General features: G+C 67.9%; 16 protein-coding genes. 8 read left to right on the forward strand and 8 right to left on the reverse strand.

All coding sequences use genetic code 11. The features are described from left to right. Window positions 1-853: 853 nt before the first annotated feature. From ABZX37_RS06365 to ABZX37_RS06400, 8 genes are all read left to right on the forward strand, one after another. Window positions 854-1,012, forward strand: a complete 159-nt coding sequence (locus ABZX37_RS06365) for a hypothetical protein (RefSeq protein ID WP_354736578.1) — start codon at window positions 854-856, stop codon at window positions 1,010-1,012. Between the two features lie 35 nt (window positions 1,013-1,047). After that, on the forward strand, window positions 1,048-1,812 hold the full coding sequence (locus ABZX37_RS06370; RefSeq protein ID WP_354736580.1) for a hypothetical protein: 765 nt from the start codon (window positions 1,048-1,050) through the stop codon (window positions 1,810-1,812). 43 nt (window positions 1,813-1,855) lie between these two features. Further along, window positions 1,856-2,263, forward strand: a complete 408-nt coding sequence (locus ABZX37_RS06375) for a hypothetical protein (protein WP_354736581.1) — start codon at window positions 1,856-1,858, stop codon at window positions 2,261-2,263. Between the two features lie 104 nt (window positions 2,264-2,367). Beyond that, window positions 2,368-3,372 (forward strand): DUF932 domain-containing protein, encoded by a 1,005-nt coding sequence (locus ABZX37_RS06380; protein WP_354736583.1) that lies wholly within the window; start codon window positions 2,368-2,370, stop codon window positions 3,370-3,372. Between the two features lie 132 nt (window positions 3,373-3,504). After that, window positions 3,505-4,122 carry a hypothetical protein gene (locus tag ABZX37_RS06385; RefSeq protein WP_354736585.1) on the forward strand — a complete coding sequence of 206 codons (618 nt, stop codon included), beginning with the start codon at window positions 3,505-3,507 and terminating at the stop codon, window positions 4,120-4,122. Between the two features lie 74 nt (window positions 4,123-4,196). Continuing rightward, the gene (locus tag ABZX37_RS06390) at window positions 4,197-5,249 is read left to right on the forward strand and encodes a DUF3560 domain-containing protein (RefSeq protein ID WP_354736587.1); all 1,053 of its coding nucleotides are present in this window, start codon (window positions 4,197-4,199) and stop codon (window positions 5,247-5,249) included. An 81-nt stretch (window positions 5,250-5,330) separates the two neighbouring features. Next, entirely contained in the window at window positions 5,331-5,915 is a 585-nt protein-coding gene (locus ABZX37_RS06395) for a hypothetical protein (RefSeq protein ID WP_354736589.1), read from the forward strand. 483 nt (window positions 5,916-6,398) lie between these two features. Further along, window positions 6,399-6,674: a hypothetical protein gene (locus ABZX37_RS06400; RefSeq protein ID WP_354736591.1), complete on the forward strand. Its 276-nt coding sequence runs from the start codon at window positions 6,399-6,401 to the stop codon at window positions 6,672-6,674. Window positions 6,675-6,778: 104 nt separating this feature from the next. On the opposite strand, the gene ABZX37_RS06405 is transcribed toward ABZX37_RS06400, so the two are convergent. The 8 genes from ABZX37_RS06405 to ABZX37_RS06440 all read right to left on the reverse strand — a co-directional run bounded on the left by ABZX37_RS06405 (window position 6,779) and on the right by ABZX37_RS06440 (window position 17,869). Next, window positions 6,779-7,732, reverse strand: a complete 954-nt coding sequence (locus ABZX37_RS06405; RefSeq protein WP_354736593.1) for a M23 family metallopeptidase — start codon at window positions 7,730-7,732, stop codon at window positions 6,779-6,781. 6 nt (window positions 7,733-7,738) lie between these two features. Next, window positions 7,739-8,773 (reverse strand): replication-relaxation family protein, encoded by a 1,035-nt coding sequence (locus ABZX37_RS06410; RefSeq protein WP_354736595.1) that lies wholly within the window; start codon window positions 8,771-8,773, stop codon window positions 7,739-7,741. A 67-nt stretch (window positions 8,774-8,840) separates the two neighbouring features. Continuing rightward, entirely contained in the window at window positions 8,841-11,342 is a 2,502-nt protein-coding gene (locus ABZX37_RS06415) for a DUF87 domain-containing protein (protein WP_354736597.1), read from the reverse strand. A gap of 42 nt (window positions 11,343-11,384) precedes the next feature. After that, a complete protein-coding gene (locus tag ABZX37_RS06420) occupies window positions 11,385-12,221 on the reverse strand; it encodes a hypothetical protein (protein WP_354736599.1) in 837 nt (278 codons plus the stop codon). A 90-nt stretch (window positions 12,222-12,311) separates the two neighbouring features. After that, window positions 12,312-14,222: a DUF87 domain-containing protein gene (locus ABZX37_RS06425; protein ID WP_354736600.1), complete on the reverse strand. Its 1,911-nt coding sequence runs from the start codon at window positions 14,220-14,222 to the stop codon at window positions 12,312-12,314. Then, window positions 14,219-15,382, reverse strand: a complete 1,164-nt coding sequence (locus ABZX37_RS06430; RefSeq protein WP_354736602.1) for a PrgI family protein — start codon at window positions 15,380-15,382, stop codon at window positions 14,219-14,221. Before ABZX37_RS06430 ends, ABZX37_RS06425 begins: the two co-directional genes overlap by 4 nt. Further along, window positions 15,379-17,535, reverse strand: coding sequence for a hypothetical protein (locus ABZX37_RS06435; protein WP_354736604.1), 2,157 nt, complete (start codon window positions 17,533-17,535; stop codon window positions 15,379-15,381). The genes ABZX37_RS06430 and ABZX37_RS06435 overlap by 4 nt, the downstream gene beginning before the upstream one ends. 4 nt (window positions 17,536-17,539) lie before the next feature. Beyond that, a complete protein-coding gene (locus ABZX37_RS06440; RefSeq protein ID WP_354736606.1) occupies window positions 17,540-17,869 on the reverse strand; it encodes a pilin in 330 nt (109 codons plus the stop codon). Between the last annotated feature and the right edge of the window lie 159 nt (window positions 17,870-18,028).

The raw sequence follows: 18,028 nt of genomic DNA on the forward strand, positions 1-18,028 counted from the left end.
CGGCTGCCGCTGTGCGGGTCGTTCTCTTCCCCTGCGTCTTCCCAGCTCAAGAGCCCGACCGACCCTGCGCAGGGGGTCGACGCCGAAGGTAACGGCGAGATAACGGAACCCGACTGAGGCTTGAAAGTGTCTAGTCAGTATGTCAACCTAGACATGTAACCGAGACAGGCCGGAGCGGATGGAACAGAGAAGGGCGTGAGGACCGGGACACGGCGTCCCGCGAGCGATCTCCTTCCTTTCTTTCCTTAAAGGTTTGGTCGTTACGAACTATAAGACCCGCATAGCGCGGGCGGCGGCTTGGGCCGCGCGGACAGCAGCGAAACCGTGCAGGGCAGTAGTGGGGAACGACGCGTAGCCAAACGCGCATTTCTAGTCTGGGATGCGTAGTAACTGCGCTTGCAGCCCCGTTATGTGAATCCCTTGCTATAGAGCGGAGTAGCGCGCATAAAAGGCATGCCTGTCATAGGCGTGCCCCCAAGATAACTACATGGTGGTCTAGCACCGAAAAACGTCACAACGTGTGGGCGTCCGGATTGTGTAAAGCGGTTGCCGACATTGAACGTCACTCTCTCAAGCGCGTCGCGCTTTTTGCCGTTCGTAGCACGCTATGTCTTACGGGCATGGTTCCCTACGTTGTGCACTAGACATAACGGCTTCCCTTTTGGGGAGGTTCAGGGAATGCGCTACCGGCTGACCGGGCGCTATCGCTTGCGGTTACGCATCGCACGGACATAGAAGATGATCCCCTTTGCATCAATCGCACCCGACGTGTCCACATTTCGACCCGTACCAGTTCGCAACTGGCCTGAACCGCCAAATGGCATACAACTATAACACCATTGGAGGACCTGTCATGACGCGTAAAGACTTCAAAGAAATTGCCGATTCCGTACGTCGGGAAGTTGTTGCCGACGACGAACGAAAAGCACTCGCCGACGCCTTGTGCGCGTACTTCAAATCGGTAAACCACCGATTTGACCGAGATTGTTTCTTTGCTGCATGCGGCCTGTGACTCGCACTAATCCGCACCCGCTGGGAGTGTCAATCATGAACAACCCTGAAATTTCGTTTTCCGAAGATGCACACTTGTTCTTCAGGCGGAACTTTCGTTACGGGACATGGGACGGTGAAGACTGCGCCCGAGGTAATGACTGGTCCGGCTTCGGATTCGTTCTCGGATCGGGCGGTGATCCGCTGCCAATTCCCGGCGACTACCTCACCGGGCACCAGTGTGCCCACCTGGCGGACGTGTCCAACGGGCATGCGGCAATGCGACTCATGGGCGAAGCGGCACCAGGAAAAGCAACCGAGTGGAACGGCCTTCTTGCCTACGACTACGGCGATTCCGCCGCACGTGAGGCCGCCGACCGTATCGGTGCCGCGCTCGCCGGATACCCGCTGCTCGACGACGAAGACCTGTCAGAGCGGGAATCCGAGAACGCCGCGCGCGTGCTGGTCGACTGCTGCGACGTGCCCCAGGAAGTCGCGGCGGACGTCGTTTCGGCGCTGAGCGACGACGGACAGACCTTGTGCACCGACTGCCACAGCTGGGATATCGACCACATCATGTCCGAGCTGGGCTATCAGCAATGCGCCGAGTGCGACAAGTGGCTCGAAGGCGCTTGTGATGAGCCGCTGCATTACGACTGCGCCGAATACTATGCAGAAGACGACTGCGAATGCATTTCGGTCATGGTCGACGGATACCGGCACGGCAATCACACCGTAACCATGTCGGACGTTCGCGAAACATTGCGTGGCTGCGAACACTGTTACCCCGCCGTCTACCCCTACGGCAAAAACGTGGCGTAACGAACGCGACCCGTCAAGGGGTAGCGGACAAAGGAGATACATCGTGGATGCCAACAATCCGGTTGCCGGAAGCGAGAAGGACCGGCAATACGCGATCTTTCGTGATTACGCCAACCATCACGGAGCCCGGCGCGCGTACCAAGCACTGTCGACCATGGGGGCTCACCATGAACTACTAGTGAGCCTGGTCGTGCGTTATCTCGCCGAATCGGGCCCACAAGGGAATGGACAGCCCGACGACGAAACCGTATTCGCCTACGCGACCGAGCACGGACACGTGCGCGTGATCCTTCACTGGCGCGGGTTGTGGCGCGGGTTGGCGTTCTGCTCGGTTGAGTCCGACGAAACCGAGCAATGGCACCGGCATTTCAGCGATGCCGAACGGTGGATTTCGCAACGTGCCGCACTGAGCCGGGCGGAAGAATCTATGCGATCTCACTACCGCAACTAGCCGCACTGTGTTGTGGCGTTTCGGTGCCGCGCGCATTCGCGTGCGGACGCCGTGACCGCACAACGGTTTCCCGTAGCACCTCCTATAACGAAAGTGGGTTTGTCATGTCCAAAGAAACCAGCGAATGGCTCAACAACAATGTTCTGATCGGGTTCACCGACAAGCGCGGCCACGCGTGGCACTACCGGGCATCGGCGCAAGGCAGCGAGCCGAACCACTACGCCGGAGCCATCCCGGTCGCCGATGTGCAGCGGCGCTTGTTCCACTGGACCGCCGAACCGGAACCGGTGCTTGTGGCGGGCAAGTTCGGCCTTCGCCGCGTGCCCAACAAGCAAGCCATCACCGCATCGGATACCGGTGATGTCCTCGGGATCTTCGCCGACGGGTACACCGTGCACCAGTACCAGGAATGGCTGCTGGACAAGGTCGGCACGATCCTGGATGACGGTCTGTCGATCGGTTCCGCGGGCCTGCTGCGCGACCGCCGGCAGGCGTGGGTGAGCGTGGAAGTGCCCGAGAACATCACTACCCCGGAAGGCGTGGAGTTCCGGCCGAACCTGGTCGCCTGCACCAGCCACGACGGCAGCCTTGCCACCACCTACAAGCGCACCGTGACCAATGTGGTGTGCGACAACACGATGTCGGCCGGCCTGCGCGAGTACGGCCAACAGTTCAAGGTCAAGCACTCCAAGAACGGCAAGTTCCGCATCGTAGAGGCCCGCGACGCGCTCGCGATGGTCCACACCGTGGCCGAGGAATTCGCCGCCGAGGTCAAGGCCCTGTGCGAAACGACCGTGACCGACCAGGCATGGCGCGCCTTCCTGGACGCACACACCCCGATGCCCGAGGAGAAGGGACGCGCCCGCACTACCGCAACGAACGAACGGGCCGCGCTCGACCGGTTGTGGAACACCGACAACCGGGTCAGCCCGTGGCGCGGTACCGCGTGGGGAGTGGTGCAGGCCATCAACACCTACACCCACCACGAAGCGATCGTGCGCAACGCCTCCCGCGCCGAACGCAACATGTCCCGCGCGGTGGACGGAAAAGCCGACGCGCTCGACCAGGAAACCGTGACGACGCTCGGCAAGGTGCTGGCCTCGGTCTGACAAGGACCGTCGCCGCTTCGGTGCCCGCGCGGCCCTCCGCCGCGCGGGTGCCGTGGCCGCGAGATGGCCACAACCGACGTCCGAACCAATTCCGGCGCACACAAATCCGCGACACAGGAAGGAAACCAACCCATGGACATGCAGGCATTCGCGGTAGCGATGGCGGAAGCGCTCGACGGGATATGGACGGTCGAACCGGGCCACCACGGTCACCGCGACCGGTATCTCATCGGCCCAGACGGTGAAGAGCTTCACGTGTGCTACTCCGACTGGGAGAAGACACCACGGCTCAGGCTGTCCGCCAGCCTTCCGGCCAAACTGGCGACAATCCGGCACCGCCACGGAAACCCGGTGCCATCACACGACATCACGGTGTCCCCGGCGAAGACACCGGAAACCGTCGCCGCCGAGACTGCCCGGCGGCTGCTGCCCCGCTACCGAGTCACCCTCGCGGAAACCCGCGAGCTGAAACAACGACTCGATGACCAGGCCGCCGCACGCGACCGCCTCGCGCACGCCATCGCGGGCCCGCTCGGCGCGACCGTCCACACGCCCGGACCCAGCCCGCTCGGCCACGACCCGCAAGAAGTAATCGTGCGCTACCAGGGGCTGCTGGCCGGCACCGCCACGGTGCCCCGCAACGGCGGACGCGTGGCATTCGCCTTCTCGGTCGCCCCGGGCGACGCCGCCCGTGTCGCTGCGTTCCTGGCGACGTTCCCGCGAACGGTGGATTGGGACCAGGACCACTGACCCGCCCGGATTTGGGCGGACCGAACAGGACGGCCCGCACCACATGCGAAACGAAGTGAAGGAGGCACATCGCCATGTCTTTGGGAACTCTGACAATCCACCACGACTACGAGTCCGGCACCACCGTCGAGGGCACCACTCGCAACAGTCCTGCGCACTTAGCACTGAAGGCCCATCCGTCGTGGACCTGGTCCCGCTACGCCACAGCGTGGCTGCTGCGGTCCTCCCGGCACCGCCAGTCCAAGCCGTACGCCATCGCCGACATCGAGCGCGTGCTTACCGACGCGGGCTACACCGTCGAGCGCGATATCGACGACACCATGCCCAGCGTCGAACAGCAAGAAACCGATCTCGCCGATCGGATGGATGACCGGGTGGATCGACTCACCGAGCGCTCTGGGAAGCACCAGGCCCAGGCAGACGCTACGTGGGCGAAAGCCGACTACGTCTTCCACAACATCCCAATGGGCCAGCCGCTGCTAGTTGGTCACCACAGCTACAAGGCCGACCGCAACCGGCGCGAGCGCGCCTGGGACAACCTCGGCAAGTCGATCAAGCAAGGCGAGTACGCCGACGAGCTGGCGCGTCGCGCCGAAACGGCCTCACACCACGTCGGTGCCCGCAACAACCCGGTCACCGTGGCGAACCGGATCGAGAAGCAGGAAGCCGACCGTCGGCGCCTTCAGCGCGCACTCGACGGCGAACCCGGCGAGGTGACCGAGACCGACGAGCACGGCCAACCGCGGCACCGCTGGGGAATCCAGCACCCCGGCGAGGACCGCGCGGCCTACCTGCGGCGCGAAATCACCACCCTCACCGAGCAGATCGACTACTGGAAGAGCGTCTACGCCCAGCTCCAGGCTGAGGGCAAAGCGTCCACGCTGGGGCCGGACACCGTGAACAAGGGCGACTGGGTGCTCTGCAACAACATGTGGATGCGGGTACGACGGGTCAACAAGAAATCGGTGACCGTGCCGAACCCGGTCTTCCCACCGCCACGGCCGGGAGAGAAAGAGGCCACCTGGACCGTCGCCTGGCACAAGCTGCGCGGCCACCGCACTACCGAGCAGATGCCGCCGGAGGCCGTCGAGGCGTACGAAGCGCCAGGCACAGACCGGATCAACTGATGCGCGTATTCCGGAACCCGCGTCACCTGGACGTGATGGGGCGAAACGCGACCACCTGGGCAGCGCGATACGTTGCGAGACATGCAAAGCGGACAAGTCTCGGTATGGGTGCCGATCGTTGTTGGCGTGCTCGGGCTCGTTGGGGTGATCGCGGGCCAACTCGTCAACGCCTGGCGCGAAGATCGGCGCTGGCACCGCGAACTGGAACGCGAAGACGTGCGGTGGGAGCGGGAGAACAAGCGTGAGTCTGCCAAGCTCGACCGCGATACGAAAATCTTGATCTTTGGCCAACTACTTCAGGCTTTGAACCGGGCTCACTCGCTGCTTGAGCGCCTTCGCGACGCGAGCGGCAGGGAATCAACTAAAAATGCCACTTCGGAGTATTTGGGCAATGTCAATGACATTCGGGAAAAAGCGGCCGAGGTTCAATTGATTTGTTCCGCGGGCATGCACAGATTCTTCTCGGAAGGAATGTCTGACATGTGGCTGCTTCCTGCGATGATGCATGGCGTCGACGTCAACAGCCCCAGGACTGGAGAGTCGGCCGGAAGTCTTACGCCCAAGGAAGCAATGGAGAGAATAAGCCGGTTCCGCAGCGATTTCCTCCGGCTTGCCCGTGACGAACTGGTCATAGATGGAGATAGTGCGACAAGCAGCAAGGCATGAAGACTGTGGAAGTCCTGGCCTGGCTCGCAGTGGTCGGTGCGTGCGGCGGGCCGTTCATCACAGCGGCCCGCAATTGCGGGAGATCGCCAACTCCGGCGGAGTACTCGCCGTACCGTCGGTACGCATGTCAACGCCTGGCCGCCGCTCAGCGCGAGGTGCCTGTGATCGTCGAGGTCGGCCGCCGTACCCAAGCGGTCCCAGGACTGGTCACCTCGGCGAAGTCCGCCGGGGCCAGCGAACTGCTGCGTACCGGGGACTGCCACCGCCGCTATCTGTGCCGACGAGGTCACCACCACCCACCGGCTCCGATGACTCACCGCCGTTGGACCGGGTCAGCAGCGAATGTCGTGGCCAGGATCTGCTGGTCGACGCGCCTCTGGTGACCGTGCGCTGTCTAGCTAAGGTGTCTAGGGAGACACGGCAGCAAGCAAATGGCCAGCCTAGAGGATCGGCCAACCCTGGCCACGCGAGAGAGAGTCGCAGATGGACAAGGACGAGCACATCGCGCAGCTGCGCGCCCGCCGACAGCGCATCGAAGCGATCGAAACCGCCCTGGAGAGCATCCGAGAGCTGGAAAGCTCCCTGCAGGAGATGCGGGAAATCCTGCTCCAGCAGCGAAAGGCCGAACGGACGGAGCGGCTCGCCGATATCCGTGAAGCGGACAAGGCCGGTGTGCCGAAGACCAGAATCTCCAAGGAGGTCGGCCTCAGCCGCGCGAACCTCTACAACCACCTCAAAGGCACCCCGGCAGACGAGTAGCCGGGTTCACGCGTCTGGACGATCATCTGGAGAACCAGGGCCAGGTGCCGGAACGCTCCGGGAATGTCACAAAAGCTCTTCCCGGGCGACGCGACGGTGCGCACCTATCGGCAGAGCTGGCCTCCTCGTTGCCGGTAGAACTCGACGGGGTCGACGGGCTGCCCGTTGGCCTCGATCTGCAGGTGCAGGTGCGCCCCGGTGGCGGCTCCCCGGTTTCCGACCGTGGCGATGGGCTGGCCGGCCTGAACAAGCTGTCCTTCGCGGACCAGGTTGTGGTCGTTGTGGCCGTAGATCGTCACGATCCCGTCCCCGTGCTGGATGCGGACCCACAGCCCGTAGCCGGACGCCGGTCCTGAGCTGATCACCGTGCCGGAGTTGGCTGCCAGGATCGGCGTGCCGATGGGAGCGGCGATGTCGAGTCCTTTGTGGAATTCATTGCCGCGGTACCCGAATGCGGAGGTGCAGGTGCCGTTCGTGGGGGTCGTCCAGCCGCCGGTCGTCGCACTGGTCGTGCAGGTCGCGCCTTGGACGGCTCCGACGATCTGGCGCGCTGCTGGCTCGAATTTCGCGTAGCGGTCGGGAAAGCCTGATCGCTGCACGGTCTGGGCGGCCACGGTGACCGGCATGTTCCGCCAGTTCGGCAGCGCCAGCAGATGCCGGTAGAACTGCTCGCTGCTGTAGGCAGGGTCCATGATCTGCGCGACCGTTCCCCAGCCTTGCGAGGGACGCTGCTGGAACAGGCCGACACTGTCGCGATCGCCGTAGTTCAGGTTCTTCAGCCGCGACTCGGTGAGCGCCGCGGCGACCGCAATGACCCAGCCCTGCTCGGGCACGTTCATCCGTTTGCCGACAGCGACGATCGTCGCCGCGTTGCCCATCTCCTGCGGTCCGTACCCCGCAGCGGAGGTGGCGCTCGCTCCGGCAGGGGCACAGTTCACGCCACTGGCGGAACTGCTGGAACTGCCGAACACGGCTTGAACCACAGCGATGGCGCCACCGCCGATGAAGAGCATGATCACGACGACGAACCCGGCGCCGGCGGCGGCCACCTTGCCCACGACGCATCACCTCCACGGATGCGCGGGGTCGGGCGGGGGCATCGGGGACGGCGGGGCCACCTCCGCACGCGTGGCGACGGGCGTCGCGGCCGCCGGACGCTGCCCACCGCCGGGAGCCGAGGCGCGCAGGCCCGGCCAGAGGGCGGGCAGGCCCGCCAGCGCCACGCGGCCGGCGGTGCCGGACTCGTCGAGCCGTCGCCAGCGCAGAGCGGCCATGTCGAGCGGGTCGGCCGCGGCTTCGCCGCTGCTGGTGGCCACGGGGACGCGTGCGGGCCGGTCGAGACCCCGCAGCGCCTCGGCCATCGCGCTGCGTGCATTGACTTCGCGCCGGGCGCTGGGCAGCCACACCAGCACGGGTGTGGTGATGCCCGTGACCTCGGCCAGTCGCGCGTAGCGGGCGAGCTTGCCCGCTAGCCGGGACAGTTGCTCGGTGCCGAAGTCGAACTCGATGAACCACTCGACCTCCCGGCCGGCCTCGCGCCAGCGGCCGTAGCCGTCCGGGGTGACGATGTCGCCCCAGCGCCGGCCGCACCGGGCGGCCGACCACCACGCCGCGAGCACACCAGTGGTGCCGGGCTGACGCGCTCGGCGGATCAGGGTGGTGAACAGCCCGTTGCAGCCCACGGTGTGCGCCAGCTGCAGCGAGAACGCGCGTCCGATCTCGCGTTCACGGCTGTAGCCCAGTTCCTTGGGGTCGATGCCGTCCTCGCGGGCGATCGCGACGGCTCCGGCGGTGTCGAGGACGTAGTGCATCGGGTGCGAGCCGCGGTCGCGGTGCGGCTGGAACCGGTGCAGCACGCCCCACTGGTAGAGGTTGCGCAGGCGCAGGTTCGCCCCGCGGCGCCCGGTGAAGGCGATGTCGATGATCTGGGTGCTGGTGAGGACGTGGTGCTCGAACAGCATCCGGCACAGCCACCGGTCCCGGTCGGTGAGATGCCGGGCCAGCCACGCGTGATGCTCGGCCGTGTTGAGCACCCGCGCCGCAGTTCGTTCGGGCCGATGTGCCCGCAATTGCCGCTGCGGGGTGGGATTGCTGACCATCGTGAGTGCACCTCCAGACGAGCGGGACGCGGGGAACGCCCTGCGGGCAAACGGAAAAAGCTGAGGGTCAGGCCGCGCGGCGCGGATCGAACGCCGCCGGCTGGACGTTCTCGGCCGGCCCTGGCGTGTTTCGAGGCTGGGTGTTCACGAGCGCGAGCCGGCGGATCTTCTTGGCCCGGCCGGGAATCGCGGGCGGAAGTTTCTCGGTGACTGCGGTGAACGGGGGAGCTTCCTCGCTGTCGAGCACCAGCCGCGCGGCGATGTGGAATCGGCCGAGATTGGCGAGGTCGTGTTCGGAGAGCCGGGGCGCGGTATGCCGGGCCAGGTGCCGGGCGTCTTCGGGCGACGCCGAGAAAATGATCTTCGAGCGTGCGTTGGTGCTGATGCCTTCTTCCAGTTCGCGCGGCAGTTGCCGCAGGTACTGGTGCGCGAGCGTCATCGACATCCGGTAGCCCCGGGCTTCGGCGAGCATGTCCTCCATCGGGTACGCCAGGTTGAGGAAGTTGTGGCACTCGTCGATGTAGAGCGAGGCATCGTGCCGGTCGCGTTGCGGTATCCGGGCGCGCCGGGTGGCGGCCTGCCACGTGCGGGCCACGACGATGGAGCCGATCAGCCGCGCGGTGTCCATCCCGAGCGCGTCTTTGCCCAGGCGCACCAGGCAGATTCCGCCGTCGAGCACCTCATCCATGTCCACGGTGGATTCACCGTCGGCGAGGGAGGCCCGCACGAACGGCCGCAGCAGCAGACCGCGGAGCTTGTTCATCAGCGGCGCGACGACCTGTGCCCGGCTGGCGTCGGACAGATCGTCGTACCAGTGCCAGAAGCCGGTCAGGACGTCGTCGGAGATCTGTTCGAGCGCACGCTGCCGGAACGCGGGCACTGTCAGCAGTTTCGGCAGATCGGTCAGCGTGGGTGTGCCGGGCAGCTCGCGCAGGGTCAGCAGCCCGGAGCGCAGGATGTCCTCGGTCCGCGGCCCCCAGCTGGAGGCGTAGACGTGGGAGAAGATCGACACCAGGTTGTCCACGGTGCGGGCGGTGTCGTCGCCTTCGAGTGGGTTGAGCACGGGCGGGCGGGAGCGGCTGTCGGCGTCGAAGAGCACGACTTTCTCCCCGAGCCGGGAGGGCAGCCGCATCAGGGTGTCGGCGACCAGGTCTCCCTTGGGATCGATCACGACCAGCCCGCGCCCGGCGTCGGCGTCGTCGAGGATCATCCGCGCCATCAGCTCGGACTTGCCTGACCCGGTCGCACCCAGGATGTGCAGGTGATGCCGCGCGTCGGCGACGCGCAGCCCCACCGGCCGGGCGTGGCCGGAGTCGGTGATCCCGATCGGTTTCACTCCCGGGCCCTCGGTGGCAATTCCTGGTGGCGGCGGCACCGCCTTCGCTCCGGCGCGCTGCAGGCCGGGCACGGCCTCGTCGGTCGGGACGTGCGCGAGCGCGGCCAGCTCCGGGACCGAGAGCAGATCACCGGAGGCGAGGCGTCGTTCGGCCACGGCCCGGACCGGGTGCCTGAGCCGGACGCGGCGGTAGTAGTTGTGTTCGCTGTAGGCCGCGAACGCGCTGGCGATGGCATGCCCGCGTCCGCGCAGGTGCTCCCGCACCGGAACCCGCTGCTCGCCGGTCGCGTGCTCGTCGACCAGGGTGGCCACGGCGTACCGGATGCGGGTCTCGTACTGGGAGCTGCGCTGCTTGGCCACGATGACCCGGTCCTGCGCCGAGGTTTCCAGCGAGGTCTGGTGATCGACGACCGGCCGCTTCGCGGTCGTGGCGGGCTTGCGCGATCCGGTGTGCGGGGTGATCAGGTCCAGGAGGCGACCGGCCAGCCGGACCGAGCTGCCCGCGCGGACCCGGCGGGCGGCTCGGCGGGCTGTGCGGACCCGCGCGCCGGTGACCGGGCGCGCAAGGATCTGCACCACGGCCCGTTCATGAGTGGCCATGCCGGCCGGGGCACCCAGCAAGGCCCGGACCGGATCGGCGGGGAAGTCCGACCGGATGGGCAATGCCTCGCTGCGGGCCAGGCGCAGTTCGCCGCCCACGGCCTCGACCGCTTTGCCCGGCGGAGTGGCCAAGGGGATCGGCGGCTTGGCCGGTGCGGTGCGGGTGTGCGCGCCGGGCCAGGCAGCCTCGACGGCGCGCTCGGCCATGCCGGGTGGCACCACGCCCGGCAGCCACAGCCGCAACGCGACCCCGGCATGGGAAAACACGTACTCCCACACGATGTGCGGCTGGCCGTGCATCCGCCGTTTCCAGCCGGACCGCAACAGCCCGACCAGGTTGGAGTACAAGGCCGCCGCACCGTCCGGATCGACCGTCGGCGGAGCCAGCACCGTGACCAGCCGGGCGTCGGCGGCCATCCGGCCATGGCACCGGCGCGCCCACCACCGTCGCCCGACCGCAATGCCGGCCACCGCAAGCGCAACGGCCGGCCCGACGAACAGTCCCCAGGACAGCGCGAATTCCCGCAGCGCCGCGACGACAGCGCGCACTGCGGCACCGGGATCGCGCAGGTAGTCCTGCAACGGTGACGCAAGCGTTCTGGCCGAAGCGACCACAGACTGAGTGGATGACATCAGACATCCCTTCTCGCAAGGAAAAATCGCAAAGGCGCGGATTCAGGCCGCGTATCGTCCGGCGTCGTCCGCGCTCCGTTGGCCTTGCGGCATCGCGGCAGGAGCGGACGGGTCGCTGGGCACGAGTCGCAGATGACGGCGCCGCCTGTGTGCCCGTTCGGCGTCGATCTCGGCCTGCCACTGCGACAGCCGACGCCCGCCCATGCGCTTGAGGAACTGCGGGATGCGGTTCGCGGGCACCCCGACCAATCGCGGGCCGAGCACGGCGAGCAGATCCGAGGCTTCCTGCGACGACCACCCGGCCTCGGTGATGGCGTCCTCGTCGGGAAACACGTCGGCGACCCGGTCACGGTCGGGATCGATGAAGGAGTCTTCGCGACCGCCGTAGCTGTACACCCACAGGAAGTTCTCCGGCGGGTCGGGCTCGATCAGCCTTTTGAAACGGCGTACTTCCTTGGTATAGCAATAAAAAGTCACCTGTGGGCAGGCTCGCATCACGCGACACCACGTCAAAGTGTAGGCATCGCTGAAAAAATCGCCGGCATCGTGCAACCTGACAAATTTCCCGGCCAGGCGCGGCGCCGACAGTTCGCGGATCATCGCCTCTGTCCAACCGGGAAGATCGTCCAGAACGTACGCGAGATTGGCAGTATGCTTGGCTTTGACCGCAGGGAAGAGATAAGTTCCGTTGCGCGCGTAGCAGATCCGAGTGCACGCGCTCGCCGCCGGGCAGGTCACCTGCGTCCGTCCGTCGGGCAACCGGGCGGCCAGCGCAGGAAGAGTCCAGTTCCAGACACCGATGGCGCGCATCTCCCGGTTCTGCGTCAGCAACCGGGCTGGCCGCGCCGGAATCGTAGGTACGTGGGCGGAAGAAGACATACGACACCTCGCAAAGGCAGTCAGTCGGGGTGCAAGAAACGAGCAGAAACGTTGTGGTTGAAGGGATCGATCCGCAGCGGTTGGGGCGGGCTATGCAGCGCCGCCGAGGTCGACGTGACCGTCAGCGTCCGCATCAAGCGTCAGCTCGGTGTCGTCGATGCCGAGATCGACAAACGCACCGTCGTCCGTGCTAGATTCGTGTTCCGCGTACTGCGCCAACTCGGCCGGATCTGTTGTGATGAGCGCGTTTTCCTGCGGCGAAGCCAGCGACTGGAACGCGACTCTCTGCGTCCCGGTCGAGAGCAGACCTTGTCCCTTGTCCGCGGAAATCAGGAACTGCTTCTCGCCTTCGGACAGGTTGAAGGTCGCCACGATCTCGTCGATCGCTTGCGGCGCTTGGCGTAGGAGAACCTGAGTGGCGGCGTTGGCGATGATTGCCTTGCCCAGTTCCGTGTCGAGGACGTCGCCGACATCTTGGGTCGCGATCGTCAAGCCCGCCCAGTGTTTCCGGGCTGCTTTGGCCATCCGGTGCAGAAAACGCGCCCCGGCAGGGTCCTGCATGAGCAGCCACGCTTCGTCGACCGTGATCAGCCTCGGCCGCCGGATGGCCGGGTTGGACACCCGCCGCCACACCGTGTCCAGCGTCAACAGGGTGCCGATCGGCCGGAGTTCGTCGGGCAGGTCGCGCAGGCTGAACACCGTCAGGTGCCCCTCGGGCCGCGTGGTGGTCGGCCCGGACAACATCGTGGAGAACGCGCCCTCGACGAACGGATGCAGCCGCGCGCCCAGGTCCGCCGCGACCGGGTCCGCAGTGCCGGCGAGGACCGCGGCGAGATCCGCCAGCAGCGGCGCCTGCCGGCCCCAGGTTCGCGGGTCGCTGGTGATCCCGGCTTCCAGGTAGGTGGCCATGATCGCCCGGTCGAGCACGGCTCGTTGCTGCGCGGACAGTTCAGTGGCCAGCAGCACCCCGATGACGGTGTGCAGGAACAGTGCCCGGCGGGTCAGGGCGTCCTTGGGGGCGGTGCGGCGCCCGTCCGGCCTGATGGCGATCGGCAGGTCGAACGGGTTGATGCGGACGTCGGCGTCGCCGAGGTGGATGTAGGTGCCGCCGATGGCCTCGCCGAGTCGTCGGTACTCGTCCTCCGGGTCGATGATCGCGACCTCGACCCCGCGGTAGAGGCTGCGCAGGGTTTCCAGCTTCACCAGGTAGGACTTGCCCGCGCCGGAGCGCCCGAGCACCACCGCGTTGTAGTTGTCCGCGGAAAATCGGTCCCAGTGCACCAAGCCCTGGCTGCCGACGTTGAATCCGTAGAGCACGCCGGCCGGTGCAGAGACGCTGGTCGGGTCGGCGGGCGGCAGATCGGGGCTGGTGAAGGGAAACGCGGCGGCCAGGGCACTGGTGTCGAAGGTGCGGCGCATGCCGATGAGGTCCAGCGCCAGCGGCAGGGTGGACACCCAGCCTTGAAGCGACCGGTAGGTGGTCGGCTGCGCGTTCATCAGCAGCGACGCGGCGAGCGCCCGCACTGCGGCGACCTGCTCGGCGAGATCGTCTTCGCTGGTGGCATGCACGGTCAGGTACAGCCCGAGCCGGTACAGCTTGCCTTCGCCGCGGGCGACGCGGGCCGAGAGGTCGTAGGCGTCTTCGGTGGCGGCCTCGACCATCGGGTCCAGCAACCGCCCCTTGTCCGAGGTGTATCGCCGTCCCGATTCCAATTTGGACAGCTGGCGCTTGAGCCGGTGGGCGGCGGTGACGGGGTCGATCGGCTCGATGTGCAGCGACACGTCGACGCGGCCGGGGTAGGACAGCAGCGGCTGCAGCCATCCTGCGTGGACTTCGCGCGGGTAGCCGGTGATCGCGAAGGAGGAGACCCATTCGCCGCCGATCTCCAGGTGCCGGGGCGCGACTGACAGCGAGTCCGGCGTGAACGCACTGGCCCTGCCCGACGGTGCGTTCGTGTGCGGCGTCCTGTGGCCTCGATTACGGCCGAGCTTCCTGCTCATAGGTCCCCGCCCTCCCATTCGTCCAGGGCCGTCGGCTCCGGCGGCGCGCTGTCAGGTCCGGCGCGACGGGCCGTGCTCCGGTGACGGACTGGTGGCTCGTCGCCGGAGTCCGGGGCGGCGGTGGTGATCACCTCGTCCGCGCCGGCCAGGCCCGCCGAGGGCGGGACGAGGCTGTCCGGGTTGCACGCGGTGGCCAGCACGGCGGTGGCCTGCCCGGCGTCCAGGGGCGTGATCGTGATTCCGGCCGGGGAGAGCAGTTCGGTGGCTTCGCCCAGGCGTCGCACGAGCCGGGTTTCCGCCGAGCGCCGTGCGGTCTCGGTGATCTCGCCGTCCCGGCTGCGGGCGCGACGCGCCCTCAGCGCGGCGAGCGGGGACGGGCCGCCGAGCCCGTCGGTCGGCCCCGTGGCGCGGACCGGTTCGCGCAGCACCAGCAGGACCTGGCGGCGCAGCAGATCGGCGGAGCGGCGCAACTGGTCGAGGTAAGTCGCGTGTTCCCGCGCGGCGGCTTCGAGCATCGGATGCGGCAAGCCGGGGGCGGCCTCGCGCAGGTCGCTGATCTGGCGGCTCAGGTCCAGCCGTTCGGCCCGGATGAGCACCTGCACCGGCGCGGAGATCGAATGCAGATACCGGCCGAAACTGGCGACCAGCGCCTCCTGCTCACCGGGCGTGCGGAGCGCGAAGTTGACGGTGCTGGCCACCGCGACCATCGCGACCCCGTCGGGGCCGAGGTCGACGACACCGGCCTCGGTGACTCCTTCCGCGGGCAGCCGCAGCGCCGCCGGAGACACCTCCGACCTGTGCGCCGCACCGGCGGCATCGGTCGCGGTGATGCTGCTGACCAGCCACTCGGGTGCGGGCCGCACCCCTTCGGGAGCAGCCACGCGGCGGCGCGGTTGCAGCCGCTGGCGAAGGGCCGCGAGCACGAGCCGGTCCAGGCTCATGCCGTCGCGCTGACCCAGCGCCAGAACCGCCGCAGTGACTCCGATCGGGATTGCGACGATCAGGAAGACCGGCAGCGGCACCACACCGCGGGTCAGCGTCCAGGCGCCGTAGAGCACGATCCCGGTCACCGCGAGGATCGCCAGCTGGCGAGCGGTGAGGTTGGCCAGGACGCGATCCTCGCGATCGACGTCGGACGGGATGCGCACGGGCTGGGTCATGACTTCTCACCTCCACGGGGCGGGGCTTTCGGCACGGACTTCGGCGGTGCCGGTGGCGTGGGCGGTGCCCGGAACGTCACCGGCGGCGCGGACGGCGTGCGCGGGCGGGCGTCGCCGAGGCGCGGCTGCGGGCGCGCGGTCCGGAACACCGGTGCGGTGGGCGGCGCAGTCGCAGGCGTGGTCGGCTGGGACACGTGGGTCGGTTCCGGTGTCGGCGGCTGGAACCGCAAGTGCGGGGGAACTGCGGCCGTCGCGACCGGTCGAGCCGGGGGCGCGGCACCGCCGGCGCGGCGCGGCGCACGGGGAGCTTGGAACCGGGGTGCCGTCGGGGCCTGCTTGCGGCGGCGCCCGGCGGGCGGCGGGGCCGGGATGCCGGGCTTGGGTGCGGAACTGAATTCGGGCATGGCGGGTCCTTGGGTGGCCGGGGTGACGGCCGGGTCGTGGGTGGTCTCCTGCGGACCGGGCTGCAGAAACGCCGGTCGCTGCGAGGGCGGGCGCGGCTGCTGGGCAGCACGGGCGCGCTCTGCGTCGTAGGCCGCCTGCATCCGCTTGTTGACCGCCTCCGGTGTCCGCGGGCTCCGCGGCGGAGGGTGCGGCGGCGGATTGGCAGCAGCCCCGCCCCGGCCGCCGCCCCTGTGTTCCTTGCCGCCGCCGGCGGCCGTGCTGGCTTTGCCGAAGCGACTGGACTTCCCTGCGACCATCCCGAATGTTTTCGCTGCGATGTAGGTTTTGACGAGGCTTCCGAGGAGCGAGCGGCCGTTGCCGATCCTGGCGGCCGAGAGGAACCAGAACGGGATCTTGAACAGGATGTAGAACAAGGCGATCGCGGCGATCACCATGCCGAGCGCGGACAGCGTCGAGCCGAACAGACGCACCCCGCCGGCCAGGAAGGTCCGCACGGCGGTGATCAGCACGAGGGACTGCGCGACCTGGATCGCCAGCGTCGCCCCGAACGCCTTCCACCACCACCGGGCGATGCCGTCGGTGTGGGGCAGGCAGTGGCACATCAACAGCAGCGGACCGGTGACGATCAGGATCAGCGTGATGACCACGCGGACGGCGTAGACGGCCAGCAGGGCGATCCCGACGACCACGAGCACCAGCGCCAGCAGGATCATGAAGAACCCGCCGGAGACCGCGCCCTGGACCGTGTCCTTGAGGGTCGACCCGAGCGAGGGCGGATTGACCCCGTCGCCGAGGACTGCGGCGGACAGCGCGTTGGCCAGCCGGATGAGCTTCTCGGCGAAGAACAGCGACAGCGCGGAGGCGAGAAAGCCGATCGGGATCCGCGGGCCGATCTCTTTGATCGAGTACCGGCTCTGCACCGTCTCGTGGGACATCACCACGATCCCGGCGACCAGGATCAGCATCCCGTAGCAGGCCAGCACGATCTGCCACGAGTTGTCCCACAGCTCGCCGACGCCGGGAAGCTGGTCCAGCGTCGGCGTGGTCAGGACCGTGTGGCCGAGCAAGTCCAGGATCGGCGACAGCGCGGCGGTGACCAGATCCTTGAACACGCCGTTGATCGCCTTGGCGATGCAGCCGGTGATGTTGGTCAGCCCGCAGTCCGGATCGCCGTTTCCCGTGCTGGGACCGCCTGGTTGCGGGCTCGTGCTCGGCGGCGGGGTGGGTTGCGGGATGCAGTCCTCGCCCGTGCACGGCGGGTTCGCACTCGTGCTCGGCGCGGTGGCCGGGCCGCCGGGCGTGCACCCGATCTGGCCGGGGAAGCAACTCGTCGGCGGCGGCAGCTCGGTGACCGGAGGCAACGGCGTCGCCGGGACCGACGGGCGCGGCGAGCCGGTCGGAAAGTGACACGCCGGGTCCGGCGAGTTCGGCGCACACGAGTTACGGGGATCGGGCGGCACCGGCAACGGCGGCGGTTGCTGCGGCGCGGGCTGCGCCAGCGCCGCCTGCTGCACATCGGGCTTCTGGGCCGCGCCGGGCGAGGCCCACGCACTGACAGCCAGCACACCGCCGAGCACCACGGTCAGGCCCAGGGCCAGCAGCCAGACCAGCCGCCGCCGGGAACCCCGGCCGGCGCGCTGCGGGGCGAGCAGGACCCGCGCCTGGCGCGCCGGGGCCGCCGGGCGCGCGCCGGTGGCGGGCTCGCCGCGATCGGGCTCGGGCACGCGGGGGCGTCGGGTCGCGGTCATGGCCTCAGGCCCCGACAATCCCGCGCAGGATTTCCACCACGAGCGGCGCCAGCGCCGCCAGCCCGTAGCCCCACCCGGCGCTCTTGAACGCGGTCTTCGCTTTCTCGACTTCGCCGGGGTCGCCCCCGGCCATCAGGTACCGGACGCCGCCGACGGTGAGGAACACCGTCGCCAGCCCGGCGAGGATGCCGAGCAGCCAATTGCGGATGTTGTCGAAGACCTCCCCGACGCTTGCCGCGATCGCGAGCACCTGTGTCGAGGCCTGCGCCGCATCCGCGGCGAGCGAGCTGAGCAGGACCGCGCCGAGTACCGCGAAGACCACCGAGCGGACCACCGGCCGCAGTCGAGAGGTCCGATGACATGGGTGTGCGGCATCCGCGTGTGTCGTCGACCGTGAGCGGCTGACGACGCCCGCGTGCGGCCGGTCCTGATCGGATGTGCTCGACGCGGACGCGCGCGGCGGCGCAGTGGCGTGCTGCGTTTGGGGATGGGG

The organism is Amycolatopsis sp. NPDC004079, from assembly GCF_040610415.1.
Taxonomy (GTDB): Bacteria; Actinomycetota; Actinomycetes; order Mycobacteriales; family Pseudonocardiaceae; genus Amycolatopsis; species Amycolatopsis halotolerans.